The organism is Neobacillus niacini (assembly GCF_048572935.1).
GTDB lineage: Bacteria > Bacillota > Bacilli > Bacillales > Cytobacillaceae > Neobacillus > Neobacillus niacini.
In genome coordinates, this window is sequence record NZ_CP183883.1 from 4,549,310 (window position 1) to 4,575,269 (window position 25,960).

General features: G+C 38.9%; 20 protein-coding genes. 5 read left to right on the top strand and 15 right to left on the bottom strand.

The features are described 5' to 3' along the window. Positions 1 to 9 precede the first annotated feature (9 nt). The 11 genes from ACN6MT_RS22495 to ACN6MT_RS22545 form a co-directional block, all read right to left on the bottom strand. Entirely contained in the window at positions 10 to 5,103 is a 5,094-nt protein-coding gene (locus ACN6MT_RS22495; RefSeq protein ID WP_419956507.1) for an SGNH/GDSL hydrolase family protein, read from the bottom strand. A 316-nt stretch (positions 5,104 to 5,419) separates the two neighbouring features. Beyond that, entirely contained in the window at positions 5,420 to 5,548 is a 129-nt protein-coding gene (sda, locus tag ACN6MT_RS22500) for a sporulation histidine kinase inhibitor Sda (protein WP_419888132.1), read from the bottom strand. Positions 5,549 to 5,576: 28 nt separating this feature from the next. Further along, the gene (locus ACN6MT_RS22505; RefSeq protein ID WP_419888133.1) at positions 5,577 to 7,646 is read right to left on the bottom strand and encodes a bifunctional aldolase/short-chain dehydrogenase; all 2,070 of its coding nucleotides are present in this window, start codon (positions 7,644 to 7,646) and stop codon (positions 5,577 to 5,579) included. Between the two features lie 350 nt (positions 7,647 to 7,996). Then, entirely contained in the window at positions 7,997 to 8,962 is a 966-nt protein-coding gene (locus ACN6MT_RS22510) for a Gfo/Idh/MocA family protein (RefSeq protein ID WP_419888134.1), read from the bottom strand. Between the two features lie 24 nt (positions 8,963 to 8,986). Further along, complete coding sequence (locus tag ACN6MT_RS22515; protein WP_419888135.1) at positions 8,987 to 9,706, bottom strand: LutC/YkgG family protein; 720 nt, start codon at positions 9,704 to 9,706, stop codon at positions 8,987 to 8,989. Position 9,707: 1 nt separating this feature from the next. Continuing rightward, positions 9,708 to 11,132, bottom strand: a complete 1,425-nt coding sequence (locus ACN6MT_RS22520; RefSeq protein WP_419888136.1) for a LutB/LldF family L-lactate oxidation iron-sulfur protein — start codon at positions 11,130 to 11,132, stop codon at positions 9,708 to 9,710. Between the two features lie 98 nt (positions 11,133 to 11,230). After that, on the bottom strand, positions 11,231 to 11,557 hold the full coding sequence (locus ACN6MT_RS22525; RefSeq protein WP_419888137.1) for a hypothetical protein: 327 nt from the start codon (positions 11,555 to 11,557) through the stop codon (positions 11,231 to 11,233). Between the two features lie 101 nt (positions 11,558 to 11,658). Next, complete coding sequence (locus tag ACN6MT_RS22530; protein WP_419888138.1) at positions 11,659 to 12,375, bottom strand: (Fe-S)-binding protein; 717 nt, start codon at positions 12,373 to 12,375, stop codon at positions 11,659 to 11,661. A gap of 155 nt (positions 12,376 to 12,530) precedes the next feature. Continuing rightward, positions 12,531 to 12,998: a PTS sugar transporter subunit IIA gene (locus ACN6MT_RS22535; RefSeq protein ID WP_419888139.1), complete on the bottom strand. Its 468-nt coding sequence runs from the start codon at positions 12,996 to 12,998 to the stop codon at positions 12,531 to 12,533. A 194-nt stretch (positions 12,999 to 13,192) separates the two neighbouring features. Next, positions 13,193 to 13,546, bottom strand: a complete 354-nt coding sequence (locus tag ACN6MT_RS22540; RefSeq protein ID WP_419888140.1) for a hypothetical protein — start codon at positions 13,544 to 13,546, stop codon at positions 13,193 to 13,195. Positions 13,547 to 13,659: 113 nt separating this feature from the next. Beyond that, on the bottom strand, positions 13,660 to 14,349 hold the full coding sequence (locus ACN6MT_RS22545) for a hypothetical protein (protein ID WP_419888141.1): 690 nt from the start codon (positions 14,347 to 14,349) through the stop codon (positions 13,660 to 13,662). A gap of 157 nt (positions 14,350 to 14,506) precedes the next feature. On the opposite strand from ACN6MT_RS22545, the gene ACN6MT_RS22550 reads away from it, so the two are divergent. The 3 genes from ACN6MT_RS22550 to ACN6MT_RS22560 all read left to right on the top strand — a co-directional run bounded on the left by ACN6MT_RS22550 (position 14,507) and on the right by ACN6MT_RS22560 (position 16,872). Then, positions 14,507 to 15,421: a DMT family transporter gene (locus ACN6MT_RS22550; protein WP_419888142.1), complete on the top strand. Its 915-nt coding sequence runs from the start codon at positions 14,507 to 14,509 to the stop codon at positions 15,419 to 15,421. A gap of 21 nt (positions 15,422 to 15,442) precedes the next feature. Then, positions 15,443 to 15,850, top strand: coding sequence for a hypothetical protein (locus ACN6MT_RS22555; protein ID WP_419888143.1), 408 nt, complete (start codon positions 15,443 to 15,445; stop codon positions 15,848 to 15,850). Positions 15,851 to 16,017: 167 nt separating this feature from the next. After that, positions 16,018 to 16,872: an AraC family transcriptional regulator gene (locus tag ACN6MT_RS22560; protein WP_419888144.1), complete on the top strand. Its 855-nt coding sequence runs from the start codon at positions 16,018 to 16,020 to the stop codon at positions 16,870 to 16,872. Positions 16,873 to 16,916: 44 nt separating this feature from the next. Here ACN6MT_RS22560 and ACN6MT_RS22565 read toward each other — a convergent pair whose 3' ends face one another. Next, positions 16,917 to 18,707: an ABC transporter ATP-binding protein gene (locus ACN6MT_RS22565; RefSeq protein ID WP_419888145.1), complete on the bottom strand. Its 1,791-nt coding sequence runs from the start codon at positions 18,705 to 18,707 to the stop codon at positions 16,917 to 16,919. Further along, positions 18,691 to 20,493, bottom strand: coding sequence for an ABC transporter ATP-binding protein (locus ACN6MT_RS22570; protein ID WP_419888146.1), 1,803 nt, complete (start codon positions 20,491 to 20,493; stop codon positions 18,691 to 18,693). The genes ACN6MT_RS22565 and ACN6MT_RS22570 overlap by 17 nt, the downstream gene beginning before the upstream one ends. A gap of 220 nt (positions 20,494 to 20,713) precedes the next feature. Between ACN6MT_RS22570 and ACN6MT_RS22575 the strand changes: the two genes are divergently transcribed. Together ACN6MT_RS22575 and ACN6MT_RS22580 are read left to right on the top strand one after the other, a co-directional pair. Beyond that, positions 20,714 to 21,514: a hypothetical protein gene (locus tag ACN6MT_RS22575; protein WP_419888147.1), complete on the top strand. Its 801-nt coding sequence runs from the start codon at positions 20,714 to 20,716 to the stop codon at positions 21,512 to 21,514. Between the two features lie 305 nt (positions 21,515 to 21,819). After that, positions 21,820 to 23,832 carry an alpha-galactosidase gene (locus ACN6MT_RS22580; RefSeq protein ID WP_419888148.1) on the top strand — a complete coding sequence of 671 codons (2,013 nt, stop codon included), beginning with the start codon at positions 21,820 to 21,822 and terminating at the stop codon, positions 23,830 to 23,832. Between the two features lie 157 nt (positions 23,833 to 23,989). Here the strand turns inward: ACN6MT_RS22580 and ACN6MT_RS22585 are convergent, their stop codons facing one another. Both ACN6MT_RS22585 and ACN6MT_RS22590 read right to left on the bottom strand, forming a co-directional pair. Continuing rightward, on the bottom strand, positions 23,990 to 24,955 hold the full coding sequence (locus ACN6MT_RS22585) for a ribose-phosphate diphosphokinase (protein ID WP_419888149.1): 966 nt from the start codon (positions 24,953 to 24,955) through the stop codon (positions 23,990 to 23,992). A gap of 35 nt (positions 24,956 to 24,990) precedes the next feature. Further along, a complete protein-coding gene (locus ACN6MT_RS22590) occupies positions 24,991 to 25,959 on the bottom strand; it encodes a 2-hydroxyacid dehydrogenase (RefSeq protein ID WP_419888150.1) in 969 nt (322 codons plus the stop codon). Position 25,960 lies beyond the last annotated feature (1 nt).

Consider the following 25,960-nt stretch of genomic DNA (forward strand, 5'->3'; position numbering starts at 1 on the left):
ACCTGCTTATTATTTCATTAATACTTCTGCAAATTCAATTAATATCTGTGCCTGGTTATCTGTGAAGTCAGTATTCGTTTTAGCTTTAACCTCATTGATAAAGGCTTTTAGTTGCCCGTCTCTAGCACTATTATTACCTCGTTCATCAGCAGCTTTGGCTGCTTCTAGTTTAGCAATGAAAGAGTTTCCTTTTTTACTTATGTCTAAAGAATTTGTTTGAGTATTTTCAATGCCATATCCAGTCAGGAACAATTTAGTAAGTTCTCCAAGACTGTCAAAGTTAACAATAACATTGATCGTAACAGATTTTACAGAATGGTTGCCAGCAACATCTTCCCCTTCTGCCGTGTACGTATGACCTCCTAGACCAAGCTCGTATGCCGGTACAGAAACTTCTTCACATGTTGATAAGGTGACTCCTGATAGAGCATCTGTTGCTTTGCAAGTGATGCTAATTTGTTGGTCTACTGTGAATTGTGTACCGTCCTCGACCGAGAAGGTGATTTCCGGAGCAGTTTTATCAAGGTTAATAGCAACTGATTTTTTTTGTTCGATATTACCTGCCTGGTCCTCACTCCAATATTCAAGAACATGTTTGCCATCTTCTGTTATTGTTACCGTATTGCCTTCCTGTTCTACGGATCCATTTAATGAATAATAGGTTGCTTTCATACCAGACTGATAGTCATATCCCTTCAAGTTCACTGTAACCGGGTTATGATACCATCCTTCCTGTACTTCCCCGATAACTTCACTTTCTGTTTCTGGTGCATTTACATCTTGTATTTCTACTACATCGATACTCGGTACAGGAGGTTTCTCCATCCCTGTTCCAAGGAAGAAACTGGTATGCGGCGGCTGGTTATAGCCGACGTTTTGCCACGCAATCGATAAACGATATTGAGAATCATGCATTAAGGTGTATATTCTATTGTCGGTTTCCTCTGTAGTCATGTATACCCTTAAAGCACTGCTATCATCGGTTCTCCAAATGATTTCTTCTCTCCAGTCACCAAACAAATCTGCCTGCAGCACAGGATTTCCTTTTGTGCCGTTATTCGATTGTGTTCCATCAGCGGTTAGGATATTCACCAACTTACTATTTTTATAGTCCCACTTATCAATCGTTCCAACGCCTGTTGATGCTGCGTCATCCCATTTATGATCGACTAACTCGCGAGACAAGTCGCCGTCCCACCAAATCGCAAAATTACTCGAAGGAATATTCTCGGAAATTTTTTCACCTTTTGCCGTATGAATTCCGCCGACTTTACTGTTCCAAGCACCTGAGATTGCCCACGCTTCAGCACCTTCGTACCTAGGGTCAATGTCAGCTGACACTCCACGACCAGTATCTTGGCCTGTTTTCACACCCCAGAGGATTTCACCCGTTTCCGCGTCACGCATGTCATATCCGTATGGACCCTCTTTATGCTCTTGAACAGCAAATACTTCAAGTCCTGGTCTTGTAGGATCAAGATCACTTACATGCTGAGCGTCCCCATGTCCTAAACCTGTTGTATACAGCCCTTTTCCATTATCATCAATTACCGCTTGGCCATACACAATTTCGTCTTTACCGTCTGTGTCGACATCCGCCACGCTTAAATTATGATACCCTTGACCAGCATAATCTCTTTGACCTTCATCGTTAGAGTCAAAGACCCACTGTTTTGTCAATTTACCATTTTTAAAGGTGTATGCAGCAAGAACTGATCGCGTATAGTATCCACGTGCCATAATAATGCTTGGTGTCTCACCATTTAGATAAGCAACAGCTGCCAGGAAACGGTCAACTCGGTTACCGTATGTGTCACCCCAGGCATCTACGTCTCCTCGGGCTGGTTCATAATCCGTTGTATCCAGTGCTTTTCCAGTAACTCCGTCAAATACAGTCAAGTACTCTGCACCCTGGAGAACGTAACCTGTACTGTTACGGTGGTCCGCATCTGCTCTGCCGATAACTGTACCCTGCCCGTCTTTCGTTCCATCTGCCGTTTTGAAAACAATCTCAGCTTTACCATCTCCATCAAAATCATAAACAAGGAATGGTGAGTAGTGTGCACCGGCACGGATATTTTTTCCTAAATCAATACGCCACTTTAGGGTACCATCCATTTCATAGGCATCTACATATACATTACCTGTGTAGCCTGCTTGAGAGTTATCCTTGGAATTGGTTGGATCCCACTTTATCACCAATTCATACTCTCCATCTCCATCTAGGTCACCAACACTTGAATCATTCGCACGGTAGGAATATGGATCACCAAGTGGTGTCACGCCATCCGCTGGTTTGTTAAGCGGAATATCAAAGTAATTTTGATTCAATACCTTCGTAGTATCCTTTGTTTTTCTTTCTTTGCCGTCAAGGATCGCACGAACCTCATAAATGGATTCAACTTTCCCATCCTTATCAACGTAGTTGGTGCTGGCTGTAATTGGTTTAGCATTAATCTTTTCACCATCACGGTAAATGTTAAAGTTAATGCTTTCAGGATCTGTTCCAAGCATTCTCCAGCTGACAAAAACACCTTCTTCTGATTTAATGGCTACTGGTGCTCGGTCAAGCTCTTCCATTTGTCGTTTAAGTTTGGTTACTGCTGGTGTTTTCAAAATTTCAGACTGTTTTGAAATACCGCCAGCATTAACAGCTTCAACCTTATAAAAATAAGGAATCGTTGTTAACACACTTTCATCTTTGTAGGATGTTGTTTTGGTTTTACCAATGAGTTCATACGTTCCTTTTTCCTTATTAGAACGATACACATTGTACGTTATCGCTCCTACTACCTTATCCCAGCTTATTGTAAGGTCATTCTTGTTTACTTCGCCTACCTTTAAGTGGTCTGGTGCTGCTGGAACTGGCTGTGTTGGATCCACCATTACTACCTTTAAAGACAGTGAAGGATCGGTTTCCACATTAGCATTGTCAACGGTTGTTGCCACATACTCATATTCCATTCCTACATCTACAGTTTTATCTGTGTAGGATGTTGTTGTGCTACTACCCACTAGGGTAAATTCACTTGTGCCTGCCACTTTACGGTAAACATTATATTTAACCGCATCCTCAACTGCTTTCCAAGATAGAGTCACAAGCGGATTTTCCGCATCCAACGATTTCTCATCCAATTTAAGTTCGGACGGAGCTATCAAAATGGGGGTTATTTCAACACCGTTTACAATGGCTGTTGAACCGGCAAAATTAAAATTCATTTGACCATCTTTAACGGAAACCTGTGATACAACTTTAGTTGTATAGTTATTTTTAGGTGCAGAAATTGTACCATAATCCTGACCTTCCACCGCTAGAGTTGTTCTGGCACTTCCTGTGAAATCACCAACATAGACTTTTAATGCATAAAGCCCGTTTGGTACATCGACATTAAATTTCCAGCCAACATTAAAATAACCCAGCCAGTCGCGAAGAAGATCTCCACCGGTACCGCGGTCACGGCCAATCATCCCTTTTGAATCAACGATTCCATAACCTCTCTCAGCGCTGTATGTGGTGGATAAATTGACACCTGTATAACCTTCGGCAATTGGATTACCTGCTAAACCAAAGTCAAATTTTAACGTAGCTTTCTTCGTTGTGAATTGTTTTGCATCCGATAATTCTGATTCTCCTTTACCATTTATAGCAGAAACCACTACATCATAGGTTTTTCCTTCTTCCATTCCTGTGATATTAAGTTGAGAAATAGTAGAAGTTCCGATCAATTTATATTCGCTGTCAGTTGATAATTTACGGTAAACCCTATAGATGTCTGCACCTTCAACAACTTTCCACGTGACAAGCGCACCTGCGTTACTAATGCTGCTTACCGCCACGTCAGCTGGTTTCGCTGGAACGTTAGCTGGAGATTCGATACCCGTAACATACTGAGAAAGCGAAATATTCAGATTTTTAATTTCATCTGAAACCAGACGAGCGAGCTGGATTGCTCCGTATTCTTGGAAGTGTGTATTATCCTGTGAACCATTTGGAAATGCAGCATAAACACCCGGGTCTGTATGTAAAAATACAGATAGACTTCCCTCAGGCCCAATGGTATCGTAGTAGGCAACACTTCGTGCACTTAAGTCAACCACATTGACATTCATTTCTGCCGCTACGTCTTTCATACCCTGCACATACTCAGGGAAGCTGACATTAAACTTTCCTGTTGCTGCATTAAAATCACGTCTGCCAACCGGGGTCACTAGAATGGGAACCGCTCCACGCTGACGAGCACCATTAATATACGTTTTTAGATAATTTTTATAATCAGGGACAGATGCATATCGTTCAGGAATACTGATGGTTGCATCGTTATGACCAAATTGGATTAGGAAAAAGTCGTTTGGTTTTATTTCTCTTAACACGTTATCTAAGCGGCCTTCATTGATAAAAGACTTTGTACTTCTTCCGCCAATGGCGTGGTTCTTAAAGGTTACATCAGAACTGAAATAGCGTGGGATCATTTGACCCCAGCCAGCTTCTGGTCGCCAATATTCATCATAAGTCTGAACCGTTGAGTCTCCAGCGATATAAACGGTTGGGAGTTCTCCTGCTGTTCTTTCCGGAAGTTTCTCAATGGTTAATCCGTTTACTTTTGGGTTTGCACCAGTAAATTCAACATTTAATTGTCCGTCTATTAGGGCAATTTCAAACTTACGTTCAATAAATTCGCCATTTTTTACATCAGTATTTTGAACCTTTTGGATATTTTCAGCCTTAATGCCTACATTTGTCGTGTCGTTATTGTCGCCGGCAATGACAGTGACCAAATAATCACCATTTGGTAGGTCAACGTTAAAGGAAGTCTCTGTTGTTGTAATAAAATCTGATTTCAAGGAGTCTGATGTTGATCGATCTTGTGAGGTTACCTTGGAGATATCAGCAAAACCGTAGCCTGTTTCTGCTGAATAAGCTGTTTCTGAAGAAACTTTTGTATAGCCATCTTTGACGGAACTTGTTGGTGTTCCAAAGTCAAACTTTTTTGATAGTGTTGGTTCTTCCGCCGATACTTGTATTGGCCCAGCGGGAACCAAGGCTAGTAGTAATAATAAACTAAGAAAAACGGCAACATACTTTCTTGAATTTCTCCGCTTCATTTTCAAAAACTTTCCTCCCTATACCCTATATTTTTATCTACTAACCTAGCTTTGTTTTCTCTGAAACCATCCCCTTTTGCGTTATATTGACAGCGTTTTCATACTTATATTAGCGCCATAGCTTGATTTTCAGTTATAAGAAAAACAGTTAATAATGTTTAAAATTCAGTGCTTCCATAAATTTGAATATATGTTCCTATTACTCATTAGGTCCTACTACCTATTTTAGATGAGGAAACATTTCTTCTATTAACTTACTCACCATAAAAAAAAGAAATGACGTGAGCGAACTCAGATCATTTCCTTTTTCTTTACTTTAATTTGCTATTATCGTGTGTTTATTGTTTATTTCATTTACTACTAACTCAATAAACTCTTTCGGCAGGTTTAACTCTACTGCTCTATTTAATACCTCATACAAATGTTCAATACTAAGGATCTGCATACGTTCGCTCGTCACCCACTAAAATTTCTTATCTTGTAAACGCAGCTGGAACCCCGCCATCAACCGTTAACATACATCCTGTTGTTCGATCAGATTTTGATGAAGCAAAGAATGCGATGGATTCAGCAATGTCTGCTGGATAGATATTTACTAGTAATGTCGTTCGTTTACGATAGTGTTCTTCTAATTGATCTGGGTGGATTCCGTACGCTGCCGCACGTTCCTCACGCCAGCTTGATCCCCAAATGGCTGAACCTTGAAGGACTGCATCTGGCAGAACAGAGTTAACACGAATTCCAAACTCGCCGCCTTCTGCTGCGATACATCTTGCTAAGTGTGTTTCAAGTGCTTTAACAGAGCTGTATGCTGCAGCATTTTTACCAGCGTACACAGAGTTTTTAGATCCGATAAATACCATGTTACCGCCGATTCCTTGGCCTTTCATTTGCTTGAATGCTTCACGTGCAACTAAGAAATAGCCAGTACCTAATACATTCATGTTTAAGTTCCACTCTTTAAGAGTAGTTTCGTCGAATGGACTAGATGTAGCAAGACCCGCGTTGTTAACGATAATGTCTACTCCGCCAAAAGTAAGGGCTGTTTGATCAAACGCTGCTTGTACTTGCTCTTCACTTGTAACATCCATCTTAACCGCAAGGGCACGATCAGCACCGTATTGCTCGTTAATTTCTCCTGCTACTTTTTCTGCACCTTCAAGATTTAAATCGGCAAGCACCACATGAGCACCTTCAGATACTAAACGACGAGCCGTTGCACTGCCGATACCGCCTGCGCCGCCAGTGATGAATGCTACTTTACGAGAAAATTCAGCTTCAGCAGGAGCAAGAGTCAATTTGTATAATTCCAATGGCCAGTATTCTACATTATAAGATTCGTTTTCACTTAGTGAAACAAAGTTTCCTAGAGTTGTAGCACTTTTCATAACTGCAATTGCACGGTGATATAAAGCACCACTTACACGAGAGTTATTTACATCCTTACCGGTGTTAACCATACCTAATCCTGGGATCAGGATTACACGTGGAGCTGGTTCAAACATTTTGTCGCCTTCGTTTTTGTTGCGTTCAAAGTAAGCTTTGTATCCTTCTTTGAAGTTGGCAACTCCTTCTTTAATGCTGGCGATTAAGCTTTCCACATCTTTAGTTTGCGGGTCCCAATTGATGTAGAGTGGAACCATTTTTGTATGAACTAAGTGGTCGGGACAGGCTGCACCGATTTGTGAAAGCTCTGGTGCTTGAAAGCTGTTAACAAACTGAAGTACATCTTCACCACGATCGTAAGTTAGAAGCATTTTCTTTTCTTCACTAACCGCACCACGGATAATTGGCATAACCTTTGCTAGAATACTAGTTGCTTCTTCATCGGTAAGAGATTGATATTTTTGACCGCCAAAAGCAGTTTCTTCATTTGATTTTGCATTGATAAAGCTTTCCGCTTCATTGATAATTTCAATTGTTTTTGCATAGGACTCTTCGGAAGTTTCTCCCCAAGTCACAAGTCCGTGTTTTTCCATTAATACAAGTTCTGCATTTGGATTGTTTCTAACACCTTCTGCGATCATTTTTGAAAGTGTGAAGCCAGGGCGTACATATGGTACCCAAACAAAACGATTTCCAAAAATCTCTTCTGCAATCTGTTTTCCGTTGTCTGCACAGCAAAGGCTGATAATGGCGTCTGGGTGTGTATGGTCAACATGTTTGAATGGTAAGAAAGCATGTAATAATGTTTCGATAGAAGCTCTAGGATGCTTGCTGTCAATCATACAATGTGAAAGATATGCCACCATATCTTCATCTGTCATTTCATCACGTTCGAATAATGGACGAATATCCTCTAAATTAAGACCCGTAAAGTTTTGAGCCTTCATCGTTGCTAAATCAGAGCCGCTTCCCTTAACCCACATAACCTCAATATTACGTCCACGGAAATCTTTTTCCGTTGTCTTCATGGAAGTATTGCCGCCACCCCAGTTACATACGGCACGATCGGTTCCAATCAAATTGGAACGATACACTAATTCTTCTACCCCTTTTGCTACTTGTGAAGCTTTTTCACTTTCCCATAGATTCCTTACCATTATCAGTTCCCCCGTTTGTTTGTAGTTGTGTTTGTTATCTTCTGCTTTATTATATTATATGTTTGTTTGTTTTTGAATAGAAAACATATAAATCTTTTTATTTTTTTGATTTTTTTATATAAAAGCTTTTGAATTTGGATTGTTGATTTCTAGTACAACTGTATAAAAGGTCAATGAAGGTCAATTCTGGATAGTTCTGAGTGAGATTTGTCCTTCATAAGGTTGATGCGAGACAAATCTGGAGCGTTCCCAATGAGTTTTGTCCTTCATCAGGTTTTTGTGAAAAAAATCAACACCTGCCTATATAAAAAGTCGACAAGCAAATAGACTTGTCGACTTTCGTTCTTTTATTATAATTCCAATCTTATTGGCTGCCCGCTCATTGCTGATTGATTGGCTGCAAGAGTAACTTGGTACGTTTTTAGAGAATCTTTGTAGTCTGATAATATTTTTTCTGGGTTACCGGTTTTAACTGCTTCCAGAAATATCTTATTTTCTACAATGTATGGATTACCTTGTTCTTTATATTCTTGTATTTGTTTACCTTTGATTTCTCTTAAAAGCTCATTTCGCAACTCGATGATTCCTTCTTCTGTAAATAAATCCAAACCTACCTTATTGGAATCATTCAGGATACAGGTATTTGATATAGTTGCAACCATGCCATTCTGCAGCTTCATGGTGACACTGCCCACATCTGATACGGTGGTTCCGTCTACCTTTTCCTGCATGATTGTGCTGCCATAAGCAGCATAAACTTCCGTAATCTCACCGCACAGGAAACGTAAAAGATCTACAATATGTGTAGTCTGCTCAACAAATTGTCCCCCTGATTTATTTACATTTCTCCACCAAGGAACCATCGGCATATTTCCCATCCAATAACCAAGAGCCATCCCCACTTTGCGGTTATCAAGTAAGGATAAAGCTTTCTTTGTGGTTTCTTTATAACGCCAGTGGTAACCAACCGATGTAATGAGACCTGTTTCATCTATTTTCTTTGCAATTTCAAACGGTTGTTCATCTATACCTAGTGGCTTTTCTACAAAAAAGGGTATGTTCCTATCTATCAAAGCACACTCTATCTCGCCATGCGCCATTGGTGGTACACAAATATAAACAGCATCGAGTTTTTGTTTATCTAGCATCTCGTCAACATTTGTAAAACCCTTTGCATACGACCAGTCTCTTGCTTCTTTTTCAGCCTTTTCCATACTTGTACCACAAAATGCAGTTACCTCTACTCCATCTATGCCTGCTAATATAGCCGCATGCGTTTTGGCAAACCAGCCGGTCCCAATAAACCCTACTTTCAAAAAAATCGCTCCTCTGTATTTCAGTTATAAATCATTAATCACGATATAAGAAGCCTTTACTGGTCCATGAACGCCAACCACCAAATTTAATTCAATATCTGCTGAATTACTTGGACCAGTAATAAAATTGATACACGAAGCCACATGTCCTGTTTTTTCATGAATTTCCCGCATTTTTTGTGCAGCTTGTGTCATTCTTGGTACTAGCGTACTTATTGGAATCAGAGCGATATAGGTCGCTGGTAAAAAGCTTACTGTTCTGCCTTTATCCTGATCACTGAATAATACAACGGTTCCTGATTCTGCTAATGTGATTTCACTAATCGTGATTCCTACATTTGCCTTTTCTGCTTTTGAAATATTTTCTGATCCATTAGTGTGATTCCATTCATACACATCATAATCTTGGCTTGGCCATTGAGTTTTCAGTAAAGAGTCAAGCCCCCATTGTGAGAACCTTTCATCTTTCCACGTAACAATTGGTCCTCCTCCATAATTGGTAACAACTTCATGAAGGGTGGATGGTAACTCTTTGAGGTTAGTAGTGTAAATACTGGTGTGGATTCTCTTACACTGCTCTGCTAACACTTCTACTAACTCATCTTGCGTTGCTCCTTTTAATACCTCATCCTGCGGCTTAAATTTCCATGCTGGCCGCTCGATTTTGGAAGAAATCCGGGGACGGCCAAGCTGGCTGGCAATTTGATTTAAGAATGACTCGCGATTTTGTATAGTACCAGTCATGTTATTTGCCCCCTTTCTCGCGGTTTTTAAACCAATCTCTGAATCTCTCTTTATTTGGTGCAGGAAACTCACGGATTTCTGTCCAAGCTTTTAATGGTCCAGGGCCTTTAGAAATCTTGTCTCCAGACGTAAATGGATTCATTGCGGTTGGAGCAATCTTGGACCCAATCTTGTATAGTGTTGGTGACGCTGCCCCCAATCCAAACGCTTTCATTGCTAGTTTTTCTGATATGGGTGCCTTTCCTTCCTTCTCAACGATCACTTCTCGATGTTTATGAAGGAGGTTATGCAGTGGAATTTTTACCGGACAAACTTCCGTACATGCTCCGCAAAGGGTGGAAGCATACGGCAGTTCTTTAAATTCATCGTAACCGCCGAGAAGCGGTGAAAGCACGGCCCCTATAGGTCCTGAATAAATAGAACCGTAAGAATGGCCGCCAACATGACGATAGACAGGACACACATTTACGCATGCCGCACAGCGAATACATTGCAAGACGGATTGAAATTCTCCCCCTAAAATCTTGGAGCGGCCATTATCAACAATCACAAGGTGGAATTCCTCTGGTCCATCCACATCTAATTCTTCTCTTGGTCCTGTAAGGACAGTGATATAACTGGTTAACTTTTGACCCACAGCACTTCTTGTTAAAAGGGAAACCAATACTTCCATTTCTTCAAAAGTAGGGACTATCCGTTCCATCCCCATTACGGTAATCTGTGTTTTTGGCAATGCTGTAACTAAATCAGCGTTTCCTTCGTTCGTCACTAAACTAAAGGAACCCGTTTCTGCCACCGCAAAGTTACATCCGGTAATACCAATATCGGCGGATAAATATTTTTCTCGCAGCATTTCCCGTGCATGCCAGGCTAATTCTTCTGGCTTTGATGTTTTTGTATAACCAAGTTTTTCTGTAAACACGTCTCGAATTTGTTCTTTGTTTTTATGTAACGCCGGTACCACAATATGTGATGGAGGATCATGATCATCGACCTGAAGAATGTATTCACCAAGGTCCGTTTCAACCACCTCACAGCCTTCTTGTTCCAAAGCTGCATTTAAGCTGATTTCCTCCGATACCATGGATTTCGATTTTACAATTTTCTTGGCATTTTTCTGCCTTATAACGCCGCGAATATACTCATTTGCTTCTTCTTTTGTTTGGGCAAAGAATACATGCCCTCCTCTTTTAGCCACATTTTCACTTAACTGTTCAAGATAATAATCTAAGTTCTCAAGCACATGCTGACGAATTTCTTCTCCATGTGAGCGCCAGTCTTCCCAGTTTCCAAGTTCCTCCGTCACAAGGCGTCTTTTTACACCCATTCCATCTTGAGCACCGGAAACGGCCCCGCGCATAAATTCGTCATGAATCCCTTTATCGACACGGTCCTTAAATTGCTCATTGCTTATTTTCATGGCCATTTGGTATCCCTCCCATCTTATTTGAGTCAGATAGAGCTACTCTATTTGACCTTAATTTCTATTCAGCTTGATTTTCGGGCACATGGGACCTTCTCTCTTCACCTTGATTTTCGGTCACCATGGGAGCTTCCCACTTTACCCAAATTCTCTTCTCCATGATTTTCGGTCACATGGGACTTTCCCACTTTACCCAAATCCTCTTCACCTTGATTTTCGGTCACATGGGACCTTCCCACTTTACCCAAATTCTCTTCTCCATGATTTTCGGTCACATGGGAGCTTCCCACTTTACCCAAATTCTCTTCACCTTGATTTTCGGTCACATGGGAGCTTCCCACTTTACCCAAATTCTCTTCTCCATGATTTTCGGTCACATGGGAGCTTCCCACTTTACCCAAATTCTCTTCTCCATGATTTTCGGTCACATGGGACCTTCCCACTTTACCAAAATCCCTCTCAGCTTGATTTTCGGGCACATGGGAGCTGTCCCTCTCACCTTGATTTTCGGTCAGATTGGATACTTTTATCATCGACTATTCAATACCTCAGCAATATGCATAACCTTTATCGGTTTACCTTTTCGATCAATCCGGCCGCCAATATTCATCAGACAGCCGGCGTCGGCACCAATTAGATAATCTGCACCTATGTCCTCTACATGACAAACTTTCTCATCTACCATTTGCTCTGATATCTGTGCCATTTTAACCGAGAAGGTGCCGCCAAACCCGCAGCACTGTTCTTTTCCAGGGAGCTCGGTATAGTTTAATCCTTTAACATTTTTCAATAAAATCATAGGAGCTTCTTTTACTCCTAGCAGTCTTGTCATATGACAGGAGGTATGAAAGGTTGCATTTCCCTCCAATTTAGCACCCACATCTTCAACCTTTAATACATCAACAATAAATTGCGTGAGTTCGTAGGTTTTCTCTGCTAATTTCTTTGCTTTCGGTTCCCAAACAGGATCTCCTTTGAAAACATGAGGATATTCATGAAACATAAATGCACAAGAACCGGATGGTGAAACGACATATTCCGCCTCTAAAAAGGTATCAATCATCCTTTTCATCGCTTCTTTAGACTCTTTTGTATAGCCACTATTATATGCTGGCTGACCGCAGCAAACCTGGGATTCTGGGAATTCAATTTCACAACCAAGTTTCTCTAGGAGCTCGACCGTTGCTTTTCCAACATTGCTTTGAAACATATCCACAAGACATGTTGCAAATAAACTTACTTTCATCTTGTTTCATCCCCTTACTAAATCGGAAATTATTTTTATTTATTTTTGTTTTATTATAATATATGTTTGTTTATTTTTGAATCTAGTTAAACAAATTTTCCTAAAAATAAAAAAGAGCAAGCTCTAAATAAGCTTACTCTTTCAGGAATGATAGGTTATTTAATTATTTTTACTTCTTGTCCTTCAATTACTACTTTTTCATCCTCTGCTAAGTTTGTAAAGATGACTGGTGTAATAATGGATGGTACTTTTTCTTTAATTAATTCAAAGTCAGCTTCGAGCAGCTTTTGACCTTTTTGGACACGCTGGCCGTCACTTACAAACGAAGTAAAGCCTTCTCCATTTAGAGATACAGTTTCAAGACCGACATGAATCAAAATTTCTCTGCCATCTGTAGACTTTATGCTTACTGCATGTTTGGTCGGGAATACACTGATTACTTCCCCATCTACTGGAGCTACTACCGTCCCGTTTGTTGGATTTACAGCAAAACCATCGCCAATCATTTTTTGAGAAAATACTGGATCTGGAACCACATCTAGTGAGACAATTTCGCCTTCTAATGGCTGTAAAATCGAAGTATCAACCTCTGCCTTTTTACTCTTGAATAGGTTTTTAAACATATAGAATACCGCCTTTTTGAATACTTTTGCATAACTTTTATGTCACAAGTTTTTACTTATATTATTTTCCCCTAATTTTATTCCTTTATCAAAACATACGCTTAGGACAGATTTTTTAAAATTTTCTTTACTTTTGGTTATACCCTTTAAAAAAAATAATAAACCGCACCAGTGAATGTGCGGAAATGGTATGGTTATGAAGTTATTTTACTAAAGCTATTGCAGAGGTTTTTTAAGGTATACAATCTAGCGGTTATGATAAATAATTCATTGTAGTTATTTTTGACATACTCGTCTATGATGGTAATTCCTTTTTGAAATTGGTCCACTAAGTAAAGTGTGTATTTTTCATCCCAATCAAACTTGTTGATTCTGATTAATTCATCAGCAACAATTTGAAACCTATATTCTTCTATCAGATATTTAATTTGCAATAATTTATTGTTTTCAATTCTAAAATTGTTGGTCTTTCTTTGATTTTGAACAAATTTAATAAAACCATTAATATTTTCCGCCAGGACGATCGCTTTTTGCATTTCGGATTGCATTTCATCCCCTCCTATAGGTCTAAGTTTCATCCTATAGAAAGTGTATGTTGTGGGAGAATATGATGACACCCATAAATTATGTCTTTCGAATCACTCCGATTCACAGGCGGTTGTTAATTAAATTTTTTAATAATTTTATTATGTGTCACTTCAATTTTTCCAGGCAAGACAAAAAGATATTCAATGAGGCTTTCAAGCAAATCCATTAATAAAGCAGTTGTCTCATAATCCATTTCCGTTTCTAGTTCCAGCATCCGATGTAAGGAACCATCAGTTGCGAGCAGGTGGCTAAGAGATTGAATCGGCTTTGCCAAATCAACATGATTTGGCAGGATTTCAAGCTGCTGGGATAAAGGCTGTCCTTTACTTTTTTCTTTAAGAAAATGTTTTAGGATACTCTCAATGACACGTTTTGCCATAACTGCAGTAGCTGAATTTTCTCTAGATTCGAATACATTTATCGCAGATCGGTAAGCTCTTATAAGGTCTTTTGGAATAGTAGGAAGACTTTCTATATGATTAATGAGATTTTTTGAAGCTTGGATGTCATAGATATATGTGTCTGCATGCTCATTTTGCTCATCCTGACCATCTTTAGTCATCATAATAAATACGGTTGATTTTTTACAAGTTGGGCAGCTTGACTCCGTTAGTATTCCATTCTTGCTGCTTTGAAAGTTTGCATTAATCATAAATTCGGTAACATTTCGGCATTGAGGGCATTCACTTTGTATGCTCTTTGGTATTTTTAAATTTCCATATCGGATGTAAGAATTGACGGAACCAGGATTTATCCTTCTCATACCTTAGCCTCCCTGATTTTCCACTTTATATTTCTTATTTAGATAAATGATAGGATCTCCATACATTGTTAGTTTTCCCGTAAAAAGAAAAATCATGTTCTATACGGACAAGCATAAGATGAAATAACTATCTTTTTTGCTGAAAGGACTGTTCAGCATGATTATTAATTCGAAGTTGACTGCTTCACTATATGCATTAATGGCAATTAGTTTTTGGGGCGTTTCATTTGTGTCCACAAAAGCTGTACTAGGAAAGCTGGATCCTTATTCATTATTAGTGATTCGATTTGGGATTGGAGCTTTATTTTTGCTGTTGCTCCTTCTTCTGCAACGAAATCGACTAAAAGTCTCGATTAAATATCTTCCACATTTAATCGTACTTGGTATACTAGGAGTTTTTATTCATCAAATACTTCAGGCAACAGCATTGCTGACTATAAATGCTTCTGCAGCTGGTTGGCTCATTTCATTTTCACCCGTTTTTACCGTCATTCTCTCGATTCTTTTTTTACATGAAAAGATAAATTTAACAAAAGTAGTTGGGATGGTATTGGCGATAATGGGTGTTCTGATTATATCAATGTCAAGAAGTGGACAATCCTTTCAGCTTATGATGAATATAGGCTTCCTTCTCATGATTCTGAGCACGTTAAATTGGGCTATTTATTCTGTGCTTTTAAAAAGTTTAAAAATTCCTTATCCCCCTCTTGTGGTTACGTTTTATATGTGTTTAACAGGCTTGTTTCTTACCACTCCCTTCCTTATTCGGAATAGAGGCTGGGAAGACCTTTCATTGTTAAACCATTCAGAGTGGGCACATTTGTTATTTCTCGGTGTCTTTGTATCGGGAATTGCCTATTGGTATTGGGGAAAAGCACTTGAGGTCCTAGAGGCATCCAAGGTTTCCATGTTTCTCTATTTGGAGCCCATTGCAACATTAATTGCGGCAGTTCTGCTTTTACAAGAGAAAGTTTTACTCATAAGTATTGGAGGCGGAATCATAATTATTATAGGAGTGATTATCGTTAACGGTCAGCTTGTGCCTATGTTGTTACGCTTATTAAAGAAATAACGGCAATAGGAGGAGATCTTTATGACTTTGACAGCTAAGATTAAGAATGCCTTAGATTCTTTAAAAAGCCTATCGAAAGCCGATCTAAAAGAGGCATTGTTACAAATTGATATGAAACTTGATGATCTTGCACAATTGCCAGTACCTTCTGACGGAAAGCCTTACAACCGAAAGCTTCTATACAAAAATGATGAAGTCGAGCTCCTTGTTATGAACTGGTCTCAGTTAGAGTGTGCTCCTCATGATCATGGCAATTCCCACGGCTGGATTCAAGTGATTTCTGGCACGTCCCTTAATTCTGTTTATGAAGTTAAAGGTGATAGCTTACCGAAAGAATTGTTTCATCAGTACCACCATAAAGGACAATATTTTTATGCTCCAAAAAAGGCCGTCCATAAAATGAAAGCCTCTAATAATATGGACTGGTAACACTCCATCTCTATTCCCCTCCCATTACCGGTATGATGGTTTATGACATTGAGAAATGCGCAGCCTGTGTGGTATCAGATGATTGCGGGGCATGGTGGCCAGATGAACAATATCAGAAACTAAAAGAGATTAAATTAAATTCGAAGATAAGTAAAGGATGAAGCTCATTGTGTAAGGATCTAGGAAACCTAACATCTAAACTAAATGAGTTAACCTTTTCCTTATTGCTAGCAGGTTACAAAACTTGTCCTCAAAATTGGGTTAAAAAAGGGAAAAAGCCCTTTTATCATTCCTTTTGGTTTATTACGAAAGGATCTGGCGAAATCATTATAAATGGTAAGAAAAATGAACTTTCTCCCGGGAAACTTATCGTTTTTACACCTGGGATGATATGCGACAAAAAATCTTCTTCTTCAAATCCACTAGAGTTTTATTTTATACGGTTTACTCATGCAGGTGCTATTGAGAAAAAGGAGCAATGGCATTTCAAACAGCCTCAGGATATACCATTTCCATTACATGGAGTGTATTCCATTAAAAACAGCTCTGGAGTTGCCCTTTTATTCGATGAAATCAATTCTTTATCTAAACGCAGAAGTTCAACGATTGCTTTTAGACAAAAAATTCTCTTTCAAGAACTATTACTAACCTTGATACAGGACTTCCATACTCAAACGTTTTCTAAAGACACAAGACAGGTGATTGAGGAAACGATTGACTACATTGGTCATCATTATCATCAGGCTATAACCTTAACAGATTTGGCTAAGATGGCAGACTTAAGTAACAGTCACTTCTCCAGACTTTTCAAAAAGAATACTGGCTACAGTCCGATTGAATATTTGACCCATTTACGGATTGATCGGGCAAAGGAGCTTCTAGCCCATTCTGATATAAGAGTCAAAGAAGTAAGTCAGAATGTTGGTTACGAGGATGAACTCTATTTCAGCCGAATTTTCAAAAAAATAGTTGGAGTTTCCCCTACTCAATTCAGTGATGAACAAAAGACATTAGACCAATAGAAAAAGGATGGTTTTGATTCAAGACCATCCAATACCATTTCATCTTAATTTTTAACTTTTACCTGCTTCCCTTTATTCCGATTTTGGCATAATTGATAGTAGACCAATTGGTTGTTTAGCAGCTGTTGATGATTTCCCATTTCTACAATTCTACCCTTATCTAAGACAATAATTTTATCTGCATGCTGTATGGTGGATAGCCGATGTGCAATGATAATGGTAGTTCGATTCTTGGATATTTCTCTTAAGGCTTCTTGAACCGCTTGTTCTGTTTCTGTATCAATATTGGCTGTCGCTTCATCAAGTATGAGTACATCATTATCCGCAATCATGGCCCTTAGAAAGGAGAGCAGCTGTTTTTGTCCCGCCGACAGTACGGTACCTTCCTCTCCCAGCATGGTGTCATATCCTTGAGGCAGCTTGCTAAAAAAAGTATCCATATTTACAGCCTTTGCCGCTTTTATAATTTCTTCATTACTAACATGGTTATGATTCAAACGAATGTTATCAAAGACAGTCCCTGAAAAGACAAATGCATCTTGTTGTATAATTCCGATGTGCCTTCTAAGGTCGTTTAAATGAACATCTTTTATGTTGATACCATCAAGGCTGATGGTTCCCTTTTGATGATCATAAAATCTGTTTATCAGTTGTATGATTGAACTTTTGCCGGCACCGGTTGCACCAACCACACCTACTGTTTCCCCATGGTTGATCCTAAAATGGACATCCTTTAATACCCATTCTTCATTCTTGTAAGCAAACCATACATGTTGAAAAACAATGTTACCCTTCACTTTTTCTGGCAGTTCCTTAGGGTGCACAGGGTTAATGATTGTTGGCTTGGTTTCTAACGTTTCAAAGATCCGTTCAGCCGATGCTAGTGCTGCTTGTATTTGGTTGAATCTGTCTGCTAATCCTCTAAGCGGTTCAAAAAACTGCCTGACATAATGTGTAAACGCATACACAGTACCGAAAGTAATCGTTCCATCTACTACACTTCTCCCCCCATACCAAACTAATAGCGCAAGCGAAATATTTCCAAATAAGCCGATAGAAGGATTAAAGATAGAATTGATTACCGTTTGACGCATCCCAGCACGATAATGCTCCTCATTTAATTCATTAAAGCGTTCCAGTTGTTTTCCTTCACGGGCAAATAGTTGAATGACACTCATACCTGAGAGATTTTCAGCTAAATAGGAAAGTAATGATGAAAGAATGCTCCTCAGCTTCCTCTGTGTATCACGTAATACCCTTTTAAAATAAAAAGTGACGACGGCTATGACAGGTATGACTAAAAAACAGATCAGGGTCAGTTTTACACTCATATATAACATAAGGGCAATAATTCCAATCAGGATTAATACTTCTTTTACTAAATTAACAATTACTTGAGAATAGAGCTGGTTCAGAGATTCAACATCATGGGTAATCCTTGTCACTAACCTTCCAATCGGGTTTTGCCTAAAGAAATCCATCTGCATGATAGAAAAGTGCTTAAAAAGGGCTTGCCTGAAATCATATATTACATACTGCCCCGTATATTGCAGGGTGTTATTTTGGAAATAGGTACAAATAGAAGAGACCATGATTAGTAAGAAATAGATGCTGCCTAAGTACATCATCCCTTGATAATCATTCAGCCTGATGTAAGTGTCGATGGCCACTTTAATGATAAATGGCTGCGCTAAACTGGCAATGACAATAAATCCTGTCAGCAGCAATGAAAAGAATAGGAGCTTTCGATAGGGTTTCGCGAACATCATCATTCCTTTTAATAATTGGCGGTCACCCATTTGAGAATGGCTTCCTTTTTCAGTTCGTCGAATCATGATCTCCTCCTTTTTTGATGAGGATCTTTCTTCCATTAAGTGATGGACTCAAAAACTCTGTTGTTTGCTGCGTAAACATTTTTTTGTACATTCCATTCTGTTTTAAAAGAGAGTGATGTGTTCCCCTTTCGACAATCTCCCCTTTATCTAATACAATAATTTGATCTGCTTCTTGTATCGTAGAAATTCGGTGGCTGATAATGATGGAAGTTCGACTTTTCATTTCAGTTCTTAGTGTGTTTAAAATATTGGTTTCTGTTTTAGAATCTACTGCCGATAGGCTGTCATCAAATATGATGATAGGAGAAGGTTTTATCAATGCTCTTGCGATACTCACACGTTGTCGTTGTCCACCTGATAAAGATAATCCTCTTTCGCCCAATTCTGTCTCAAATTTCTCTGGAAGTTCCATAATATCTTGATAAACATGTGCTTGCCTTGCTGCATGAAATACCTGTTCATTTTGATATGGATTTGGGTCAAAGGCAATGTTTTCTTTTATAGATGATGAAAATAAGAAATTGTCTTGTGGCACGTATGCAACCGAAGATCGAAGGATTTTTAAGGGAACATCTCGGATATCATGGTCATCGATAAAAATTGAATTTTTAGGAGGATTGTATAAACGTAAGAGTAAATTGACTAAAGTTGATTTTCCGCTTCCTACTTTTCCGACAATGGCTAAACTAGTTCCTTTTGGAATCGAAACGGTAATATTTTTTAATGCACTCTCTTTACTCCTTTGATACTGAAACGATAAATTCCGAATCATAATAGTACCTTGAATCGAGGTAATAGGAGTCATCCATTCTTCATCTTGAATTGTAGGTTCCGTTGATAAAACATGACGAATTCGATTGTCTGCAGCTTTCCCCTGCTGCAGGAGATTGATGACCTTCCCTATGTTTTCAATCGGAGCAATCAACAAAGATAAATAGGTATTAAAAGCAACAAAGTCACCAAGAGAAATGGCACTTTTCATTACTAAAATAGAGCCAAATACGATGGAAATTAAATAACTTAGACCGACAATACCCTGACTTAAAGAGGTGAAAAGCGAATTTGCACGGATTAACTGTTTATTAACCTCGACATTTGCCTGATTATCGTTTGTGAACTTCTTACGTTCTTCTTGCTCTTGTATATAAGTTTTTATAACACTTATACCAGAACAAAATTCTTGAACTCGGCTTGTCAATGTCCCGATCGCTTCTTGTACTTTTAAGGAATGCGTTTGAATCTTTGACCGGAAACGATAGGCGACGTACGTTAAACCTGGTAAAGGCAAAAGGACCAGTAACGTTAAATAAAGATTTATCGTACTAGCCATCATAAAAACAGATATCGAAATAAGTACGGCTGCTTCGACCATCTGGAAATATCCCTGCATCACAATCTGCCTCATGATATTCACATCGTTTACGGCATGAGCCATCAAATTCCCAATTCGCTGGTTTTGATAGTATTCAGCCTGCAGCCTCTCCCAATGGGAAAACAATGAACTCCGTAAATCCCGCTCTAAGATTCTAGACATCTTGAATATATAAATGCGGCCACTCGAGCGAAATAGGAAAGCACCGAGTCCAACAATCACAAACCATAGAGATAACTCCCATAAATCAGAAGTGTGAATGGATTCATTTTGGAGCCCATCTGTGAACTTTTTTAATAAAACAGGAACAATTAATTGCAAAACAAGGGAGAAGGTTAAAAGGGTGGTGCCTTGCAAATAACTCCATTTATGTAGAACAAAATGCTCTTTAAAGATAGGTTTATTTTTCATCATACCTCCTCCTTCATAAAGGAATATGCTTAGAATAACCCACCCTTTCATCAATCACAATGGATTTCCCCATCATCTTTCATGGATTATTATGCTAAATTCTCAGATTATTAAGTAACTGAAATAACGACAAATACTTTTGATTCTTTGTTTTTCGATAGGGCAATTGCTCATAAATACTCAATTATAGGGTGGATACATCACATTTCATAAGAAAGTGACGATGAAAACTCTTCATACTCAAACAGGTACGAAGGAAATGATGTGGAATTTATACATTAACAAGGTAAATACCCTTGTAACTAATCGGAAAGGTTGTGAGTTTATGAGACTTCTGGATGTACAGCCTAAGAAAAACTTTAGCTACATCTTCGTTCAATTTCCAGGAATGAAAATGAATGTCCCTACGCTCTCGAACAATGAGGGAAGGGTGGTGAACGAAGACGTTGCTTTATGTATCCAATTAAATCGTAAAGAGAAGGTTAATAGTTTATACCTTGTGCCCACACAGAGTATAAAACCTTTTGACTTCTCTGATGAAGAAATTGGAGCAAAAGCATTTTTCCGAGTCATCAAGAAAAAAGAAATCTCTAAAGCCTCACACACGAATGAATCCGATGATATTGTCACGTTAATTACAGATGAAGTGGCTGTTGTGCAAAAGAAAACAGCAGGAGGATATGAATTCGTCTTAATTTTAAATAAACGTGAAATTGGAATGGTCGCTTCGCTTGAAGAAGAAGTTTTACAAACAGAAACAGTCCCATTGACACTTATTGAGAAGCCGAAACCAAGTGTCATTGCTCAAACCGTTAAAAAGGAGAATTTCATTGTCTTCCGAAGGAGGGCCAAAAAGAGGATATTCTTTGGAGGCCATGTCTTTCTCAATACTGAAGTTATAGATCCTATCCGAATGCTTTTTGAGGGCGTTAAAAGAAAAGTTATGGTATTCTCTCCTGCCGCATTAGATTTTATCGGTCCAGGTGATCGGAACCAACCCATTTTTATTATGAAGGGAGGGTAAAGCCGTTTTTCCACAAAGGAAAAGACAATTTCATACTAGAAAAATAATCGAAATGAAGGATTAAAAGGATAATCCTTTACGATTGAATAGATATAAAATAAAAGTGAAAGGAAAAAGTTCTTAAAAAAATGCAGCAAATTCAAATGGATTTAAAAGACTTAACCATGGGGTTAAGTCTTTTTGTTTTGAATATATCCAAGTTGTTTATTAAAGAGAAATTCAATGTTGGAACATATTGTTCATTAAAATTTAGAGTTTTCTATATTAATATAGTACTTATAGACATCTATTTTGGGGAGGATTTTATGCTTAAAAAAATAATTACAACTTTTGTTTCCTTCTCAATTGGGCTGACTGGTATTTTTTCAACCTCTGTTTTAACTCCAAACAAAGCAGAAGCTTCTTCGTATAATGATTTGGCAGAGCGCCCTTTTATGGGTTGGAGCAGCTGGAGTTCGATTCGTAAAAAGCCCACTGAGGAAAAGATTAAAGCGGCTGCTGATGTCATGGCGGCAAAATTTAAGTCACACGGATATGAATATGTAAATCTTGATGATTATTATATGTTGGATTGGCGGGAAACCGTTGATGAATACGGCAGGTGGGCCGTTGACCCAAAGAAGTTCCCTAACGGAATGAAAGCACTTGGTGACTATATTCATAATAAGGGATTGAAGTTCGGCCACTATGTAACTTTGGGCATTCCAAAAGCAGCGGTGGATCAAAACACACCTATTGAAGGCACACCATATCATGCGAAAGATATCGTTGACTTTAGCAAAGGGCAAAAGAAAAACTTTAATTATGAAGAAATGTATGCCATCGATTTAGCGAAACCTGGTGGACAGGAGTTTATTGATTCATGGGCAAGGCTGTTTGCATCCTATGGGGTCGATTATCTAAAAATTGATGGTGTTAGAAATCAAGATATAGCTGATGTCGAGGCATGGGCAAAGGCGCTCGAGAAAACAGGCAGACCCATACATGTGGAGTTGTCTAATAACCTCGATATAAAACATATCTCTACCTGGAAACAATTATCCAATGGCTGGCGCACCGACCATGATGTCGAGGCTTACGGGACCCCCTACCTTGCTTCTTGGAAAAAAATAACGAGAAGATTCGATGATGTCGCAGAGTGGCAGCGGCATGCTGGTCCTGGCGGCTGGAATGATTTAGATTCACTGAATGTGGCAAATGGCCGCAAGGATGGTTTAACAAACGATGAGAAAATTTCTTATGTTTCTCTCTGGGCGATTGCTGCTTCTCAGTTTGTTATTGGTAATGACCTGACAAAGCTGGATGATTTCGGGGTCAGTTTACTAACCAATGATGAGATTATAGGTGTCAATCAAAGTGGTGTGGCCGGGAAGCGTCTATATAAAAAGAATGACGCTCAGGTGTTTTACCAGAGTCTTCCTGACGGTTCCTTTAATATAGCCCTATTTAATACGGGCTCGTCTACACTTGATGTTAGTGTTAAATGGGCAGATATGGGGATTGAGGGGTCTGCATTCGTGCGTGATTTATGGCGTCATCAAGATTTAGGAAGTAAGACAAAGGGCTTCACTGCCAAGCTTTCCACCCATGCTTCAAGGGTAATCAATGTAGTGCCAGCTTCAGCACTTACTGTCTCTCCTGTTAGTGGCGCAACTGGATTGAACCCTTCTAAGGTCGCATTAAACTGGGAAACAGTATCCGAGGCCGACAGTTATCACGTTCAGGTGGCGACAGATCCAAGTTTAAAAAATATAGTTTTTGATCAGACCGTCTCTATACCAACTGCAGATGTAAGGAACCTTGATAACGGTACCCGTTATTACTGGAAAGTTTCCTCACTATCAGGAGTAACTGAAAATCAGATTGGAATCTATTCGTTTTATACAGAATTAACGAAAGCTCCAAAAAAGCCAGACTGGGTGTTGGCAAACAGGAAAAATAATGATTCTGTTTCACTCACATGGAATCCTACATTTGGAGCAGAATCCTATACGGTCTATCGAAAAGAAAAAAATATCCTAGGTATAAGCAGCGACTACCAACCAATTGCTACAGATCTATCTGATCCAAACTATATCGATAATAGTGCTAAGCTAAAAAGCGGCGTCACTTATTCTTATAAAGTAACAGCAACCAACAGTATAGGTGAAAGTAAAAAGTCGATAGAAGGACAGTCAGACGATCAATCTACTGTTCAGAAAACTGCTCTTCTGATTGTTTCTTTCACCTTAGCAGCAGTAGCGATTATATTTATTATTGCTCGAATCAAATCCAAATCTACTAAACAAGTAGAATTGGCAAATAAGCGTGCTTCATAGGCCTTAAAGAGTTCGGAGATATCCTCCGAACTCTTTATTTTGGCGCTGTATAAATTGATTATTTTCAGATTAGTTAAAAAGTGCGAATTCTTCTCCTTATGAGTTATGTAATAAAACAAGATAACTATTTGTTCAACAGTTATCTACAAGTTTATTTCTATTCAAATAATGGACTAACTGCTTTTTCATTGTGAATCCTGTCAATCGCTTCTACTAGTAGCGGGGCAATTGATAATGAAGTAATTTTATTTATCATTTTCTCTTCTGGTAACTCAATGGAATTTGTAACTACTAATTCTGTAATCGATGATGCTTCTATCCTACTAATCGCTGGCCCTGAAAGCACTGGATGGGTACAGCATGCATACACGGCCTTTGCCCCTCTTTCAATTAAAGCATTAGCAGCTAAAGTAATGGTTCCAGCTGTATCAATTAAATCATCTATAATAATTGCATTTTTCCCTTCAATATTCCCAACAATATTCATCACTTCCGCAACATTAGGCTGCGGACGGCGTTTATCAATGAATGCGATAGGTACATGTAACCGGCTAGCCATTTTTCTTGCTCGTACTACCCCTCCATTATCTGGTGCAACCACAACGACATCTTCAATTCCTTTATTTTCAAAATACTTTGAAAGTATTGGAACACCTAATAATTGGTCGACCGGTATGTCGAAAAAGCCCTGTATTTGTGGAGCGTGAAGGTCCATTGTGATGACTCTATTTGCTCCAGCTGTTTCCAATAAGTTTGCAACTAGTTTTGCTGTGATCGGTTCACGAGAACGAGCTTTGCGGTCTTGCCTTGCATATCCATAATACGGAATAACCACATTGATTGTTCTAGCTGATGCCCGTTTCAATGCATCAATCATAATGAGAAGCTCCATAATATATTCATTTCCAGGCTGTGAAGTCGATTGCACCAAATAAACCTCACTTCCACGGACACTTTCTTCTATATTAATTTGAATTTCTCCATCGCTAAAACGAGATACAGAACACTTCCCTAACTCACACCCTAAAAGCTGTGCCATCTCTGTAGCTAACTTCCGATTTGAATTTAACGTAAACATTTTAAATCTATTTGTTAGTTGATAAGCCACCGCAAAGCCCTCCATGATGTTTTCAATTTTTGAATCCTTTGTAATCTTTATTATTTCGATACAACTGGCGAAATCGGTTCGTTACCATTTAACACATTCACCAAATTATCCGCAGCTAAATGTGCCATTGCCAATCTTGTTTTAACACTTGCACTTCCGATATGGGGCAAGGTAACAATATTCGGTAATGAAAGTAATGGATGATTAACCGGTACTGGTTCTTGTTCAAAAACATCAAGTCCTGCAGCCCAAATTTGCCCATCCTTCAACGCATGGTACAAAGCTTCCTCATCTACAATTCCGCCTCGAGCAGAATTAATTAAGATAGCATTTTTCTTCATGAGGGAAAATGCTTCCTTTCCGATAAGATGATGTACCTCTGAACTATAAGGAAGAAGTATACAAATATAATCAGATTGCTGTAATAAATCCGTTAGTTCTGCGTATTGAATATCTAACTCTGTTTCTTTTTCAAGCTTACGAGTCCGATTATAATAGAGAATATTCATATCGAATCCTTTTGCTCGTTTGACTAGCGCTTCTCCAATTCTGCCCAATCCAATAATCCCCAGGGTACTTCCATAAATATCTTGACCCGTTAACTGCATTGGGGACCATGCTCCCCATTTTCCGCTTCGTAAAAAATCAGATGCTTCGACAACTCTTCGTGCTGCAGCCATTAAAAGAGTGAATGTTAAATCAGCAGTGGTTTCATTTAACACCCCTGGAGTGTTGGTAACAATGATACCTCTCATGGATGCTGCTTGAATATCAATATTGTTATATCCTACTGCTAGATTAGTAACGACCTTTAAATTCGGCGCATGGTCTAAAACCTCTGCATCGATTGTATCGGTTAATAGACAAAATAGACCGTCAACATCCTCAACTTCCTTCAGTAGGACATCCTTTGGAACCGGGATATATTCTTCCTCCCACATGCCTACATCAAATTGACTTAAAAGTTTATCCAAGATTTCTTCCGGCAGCTTTCTAGTTATATAAACCTTCTTTTTCAAG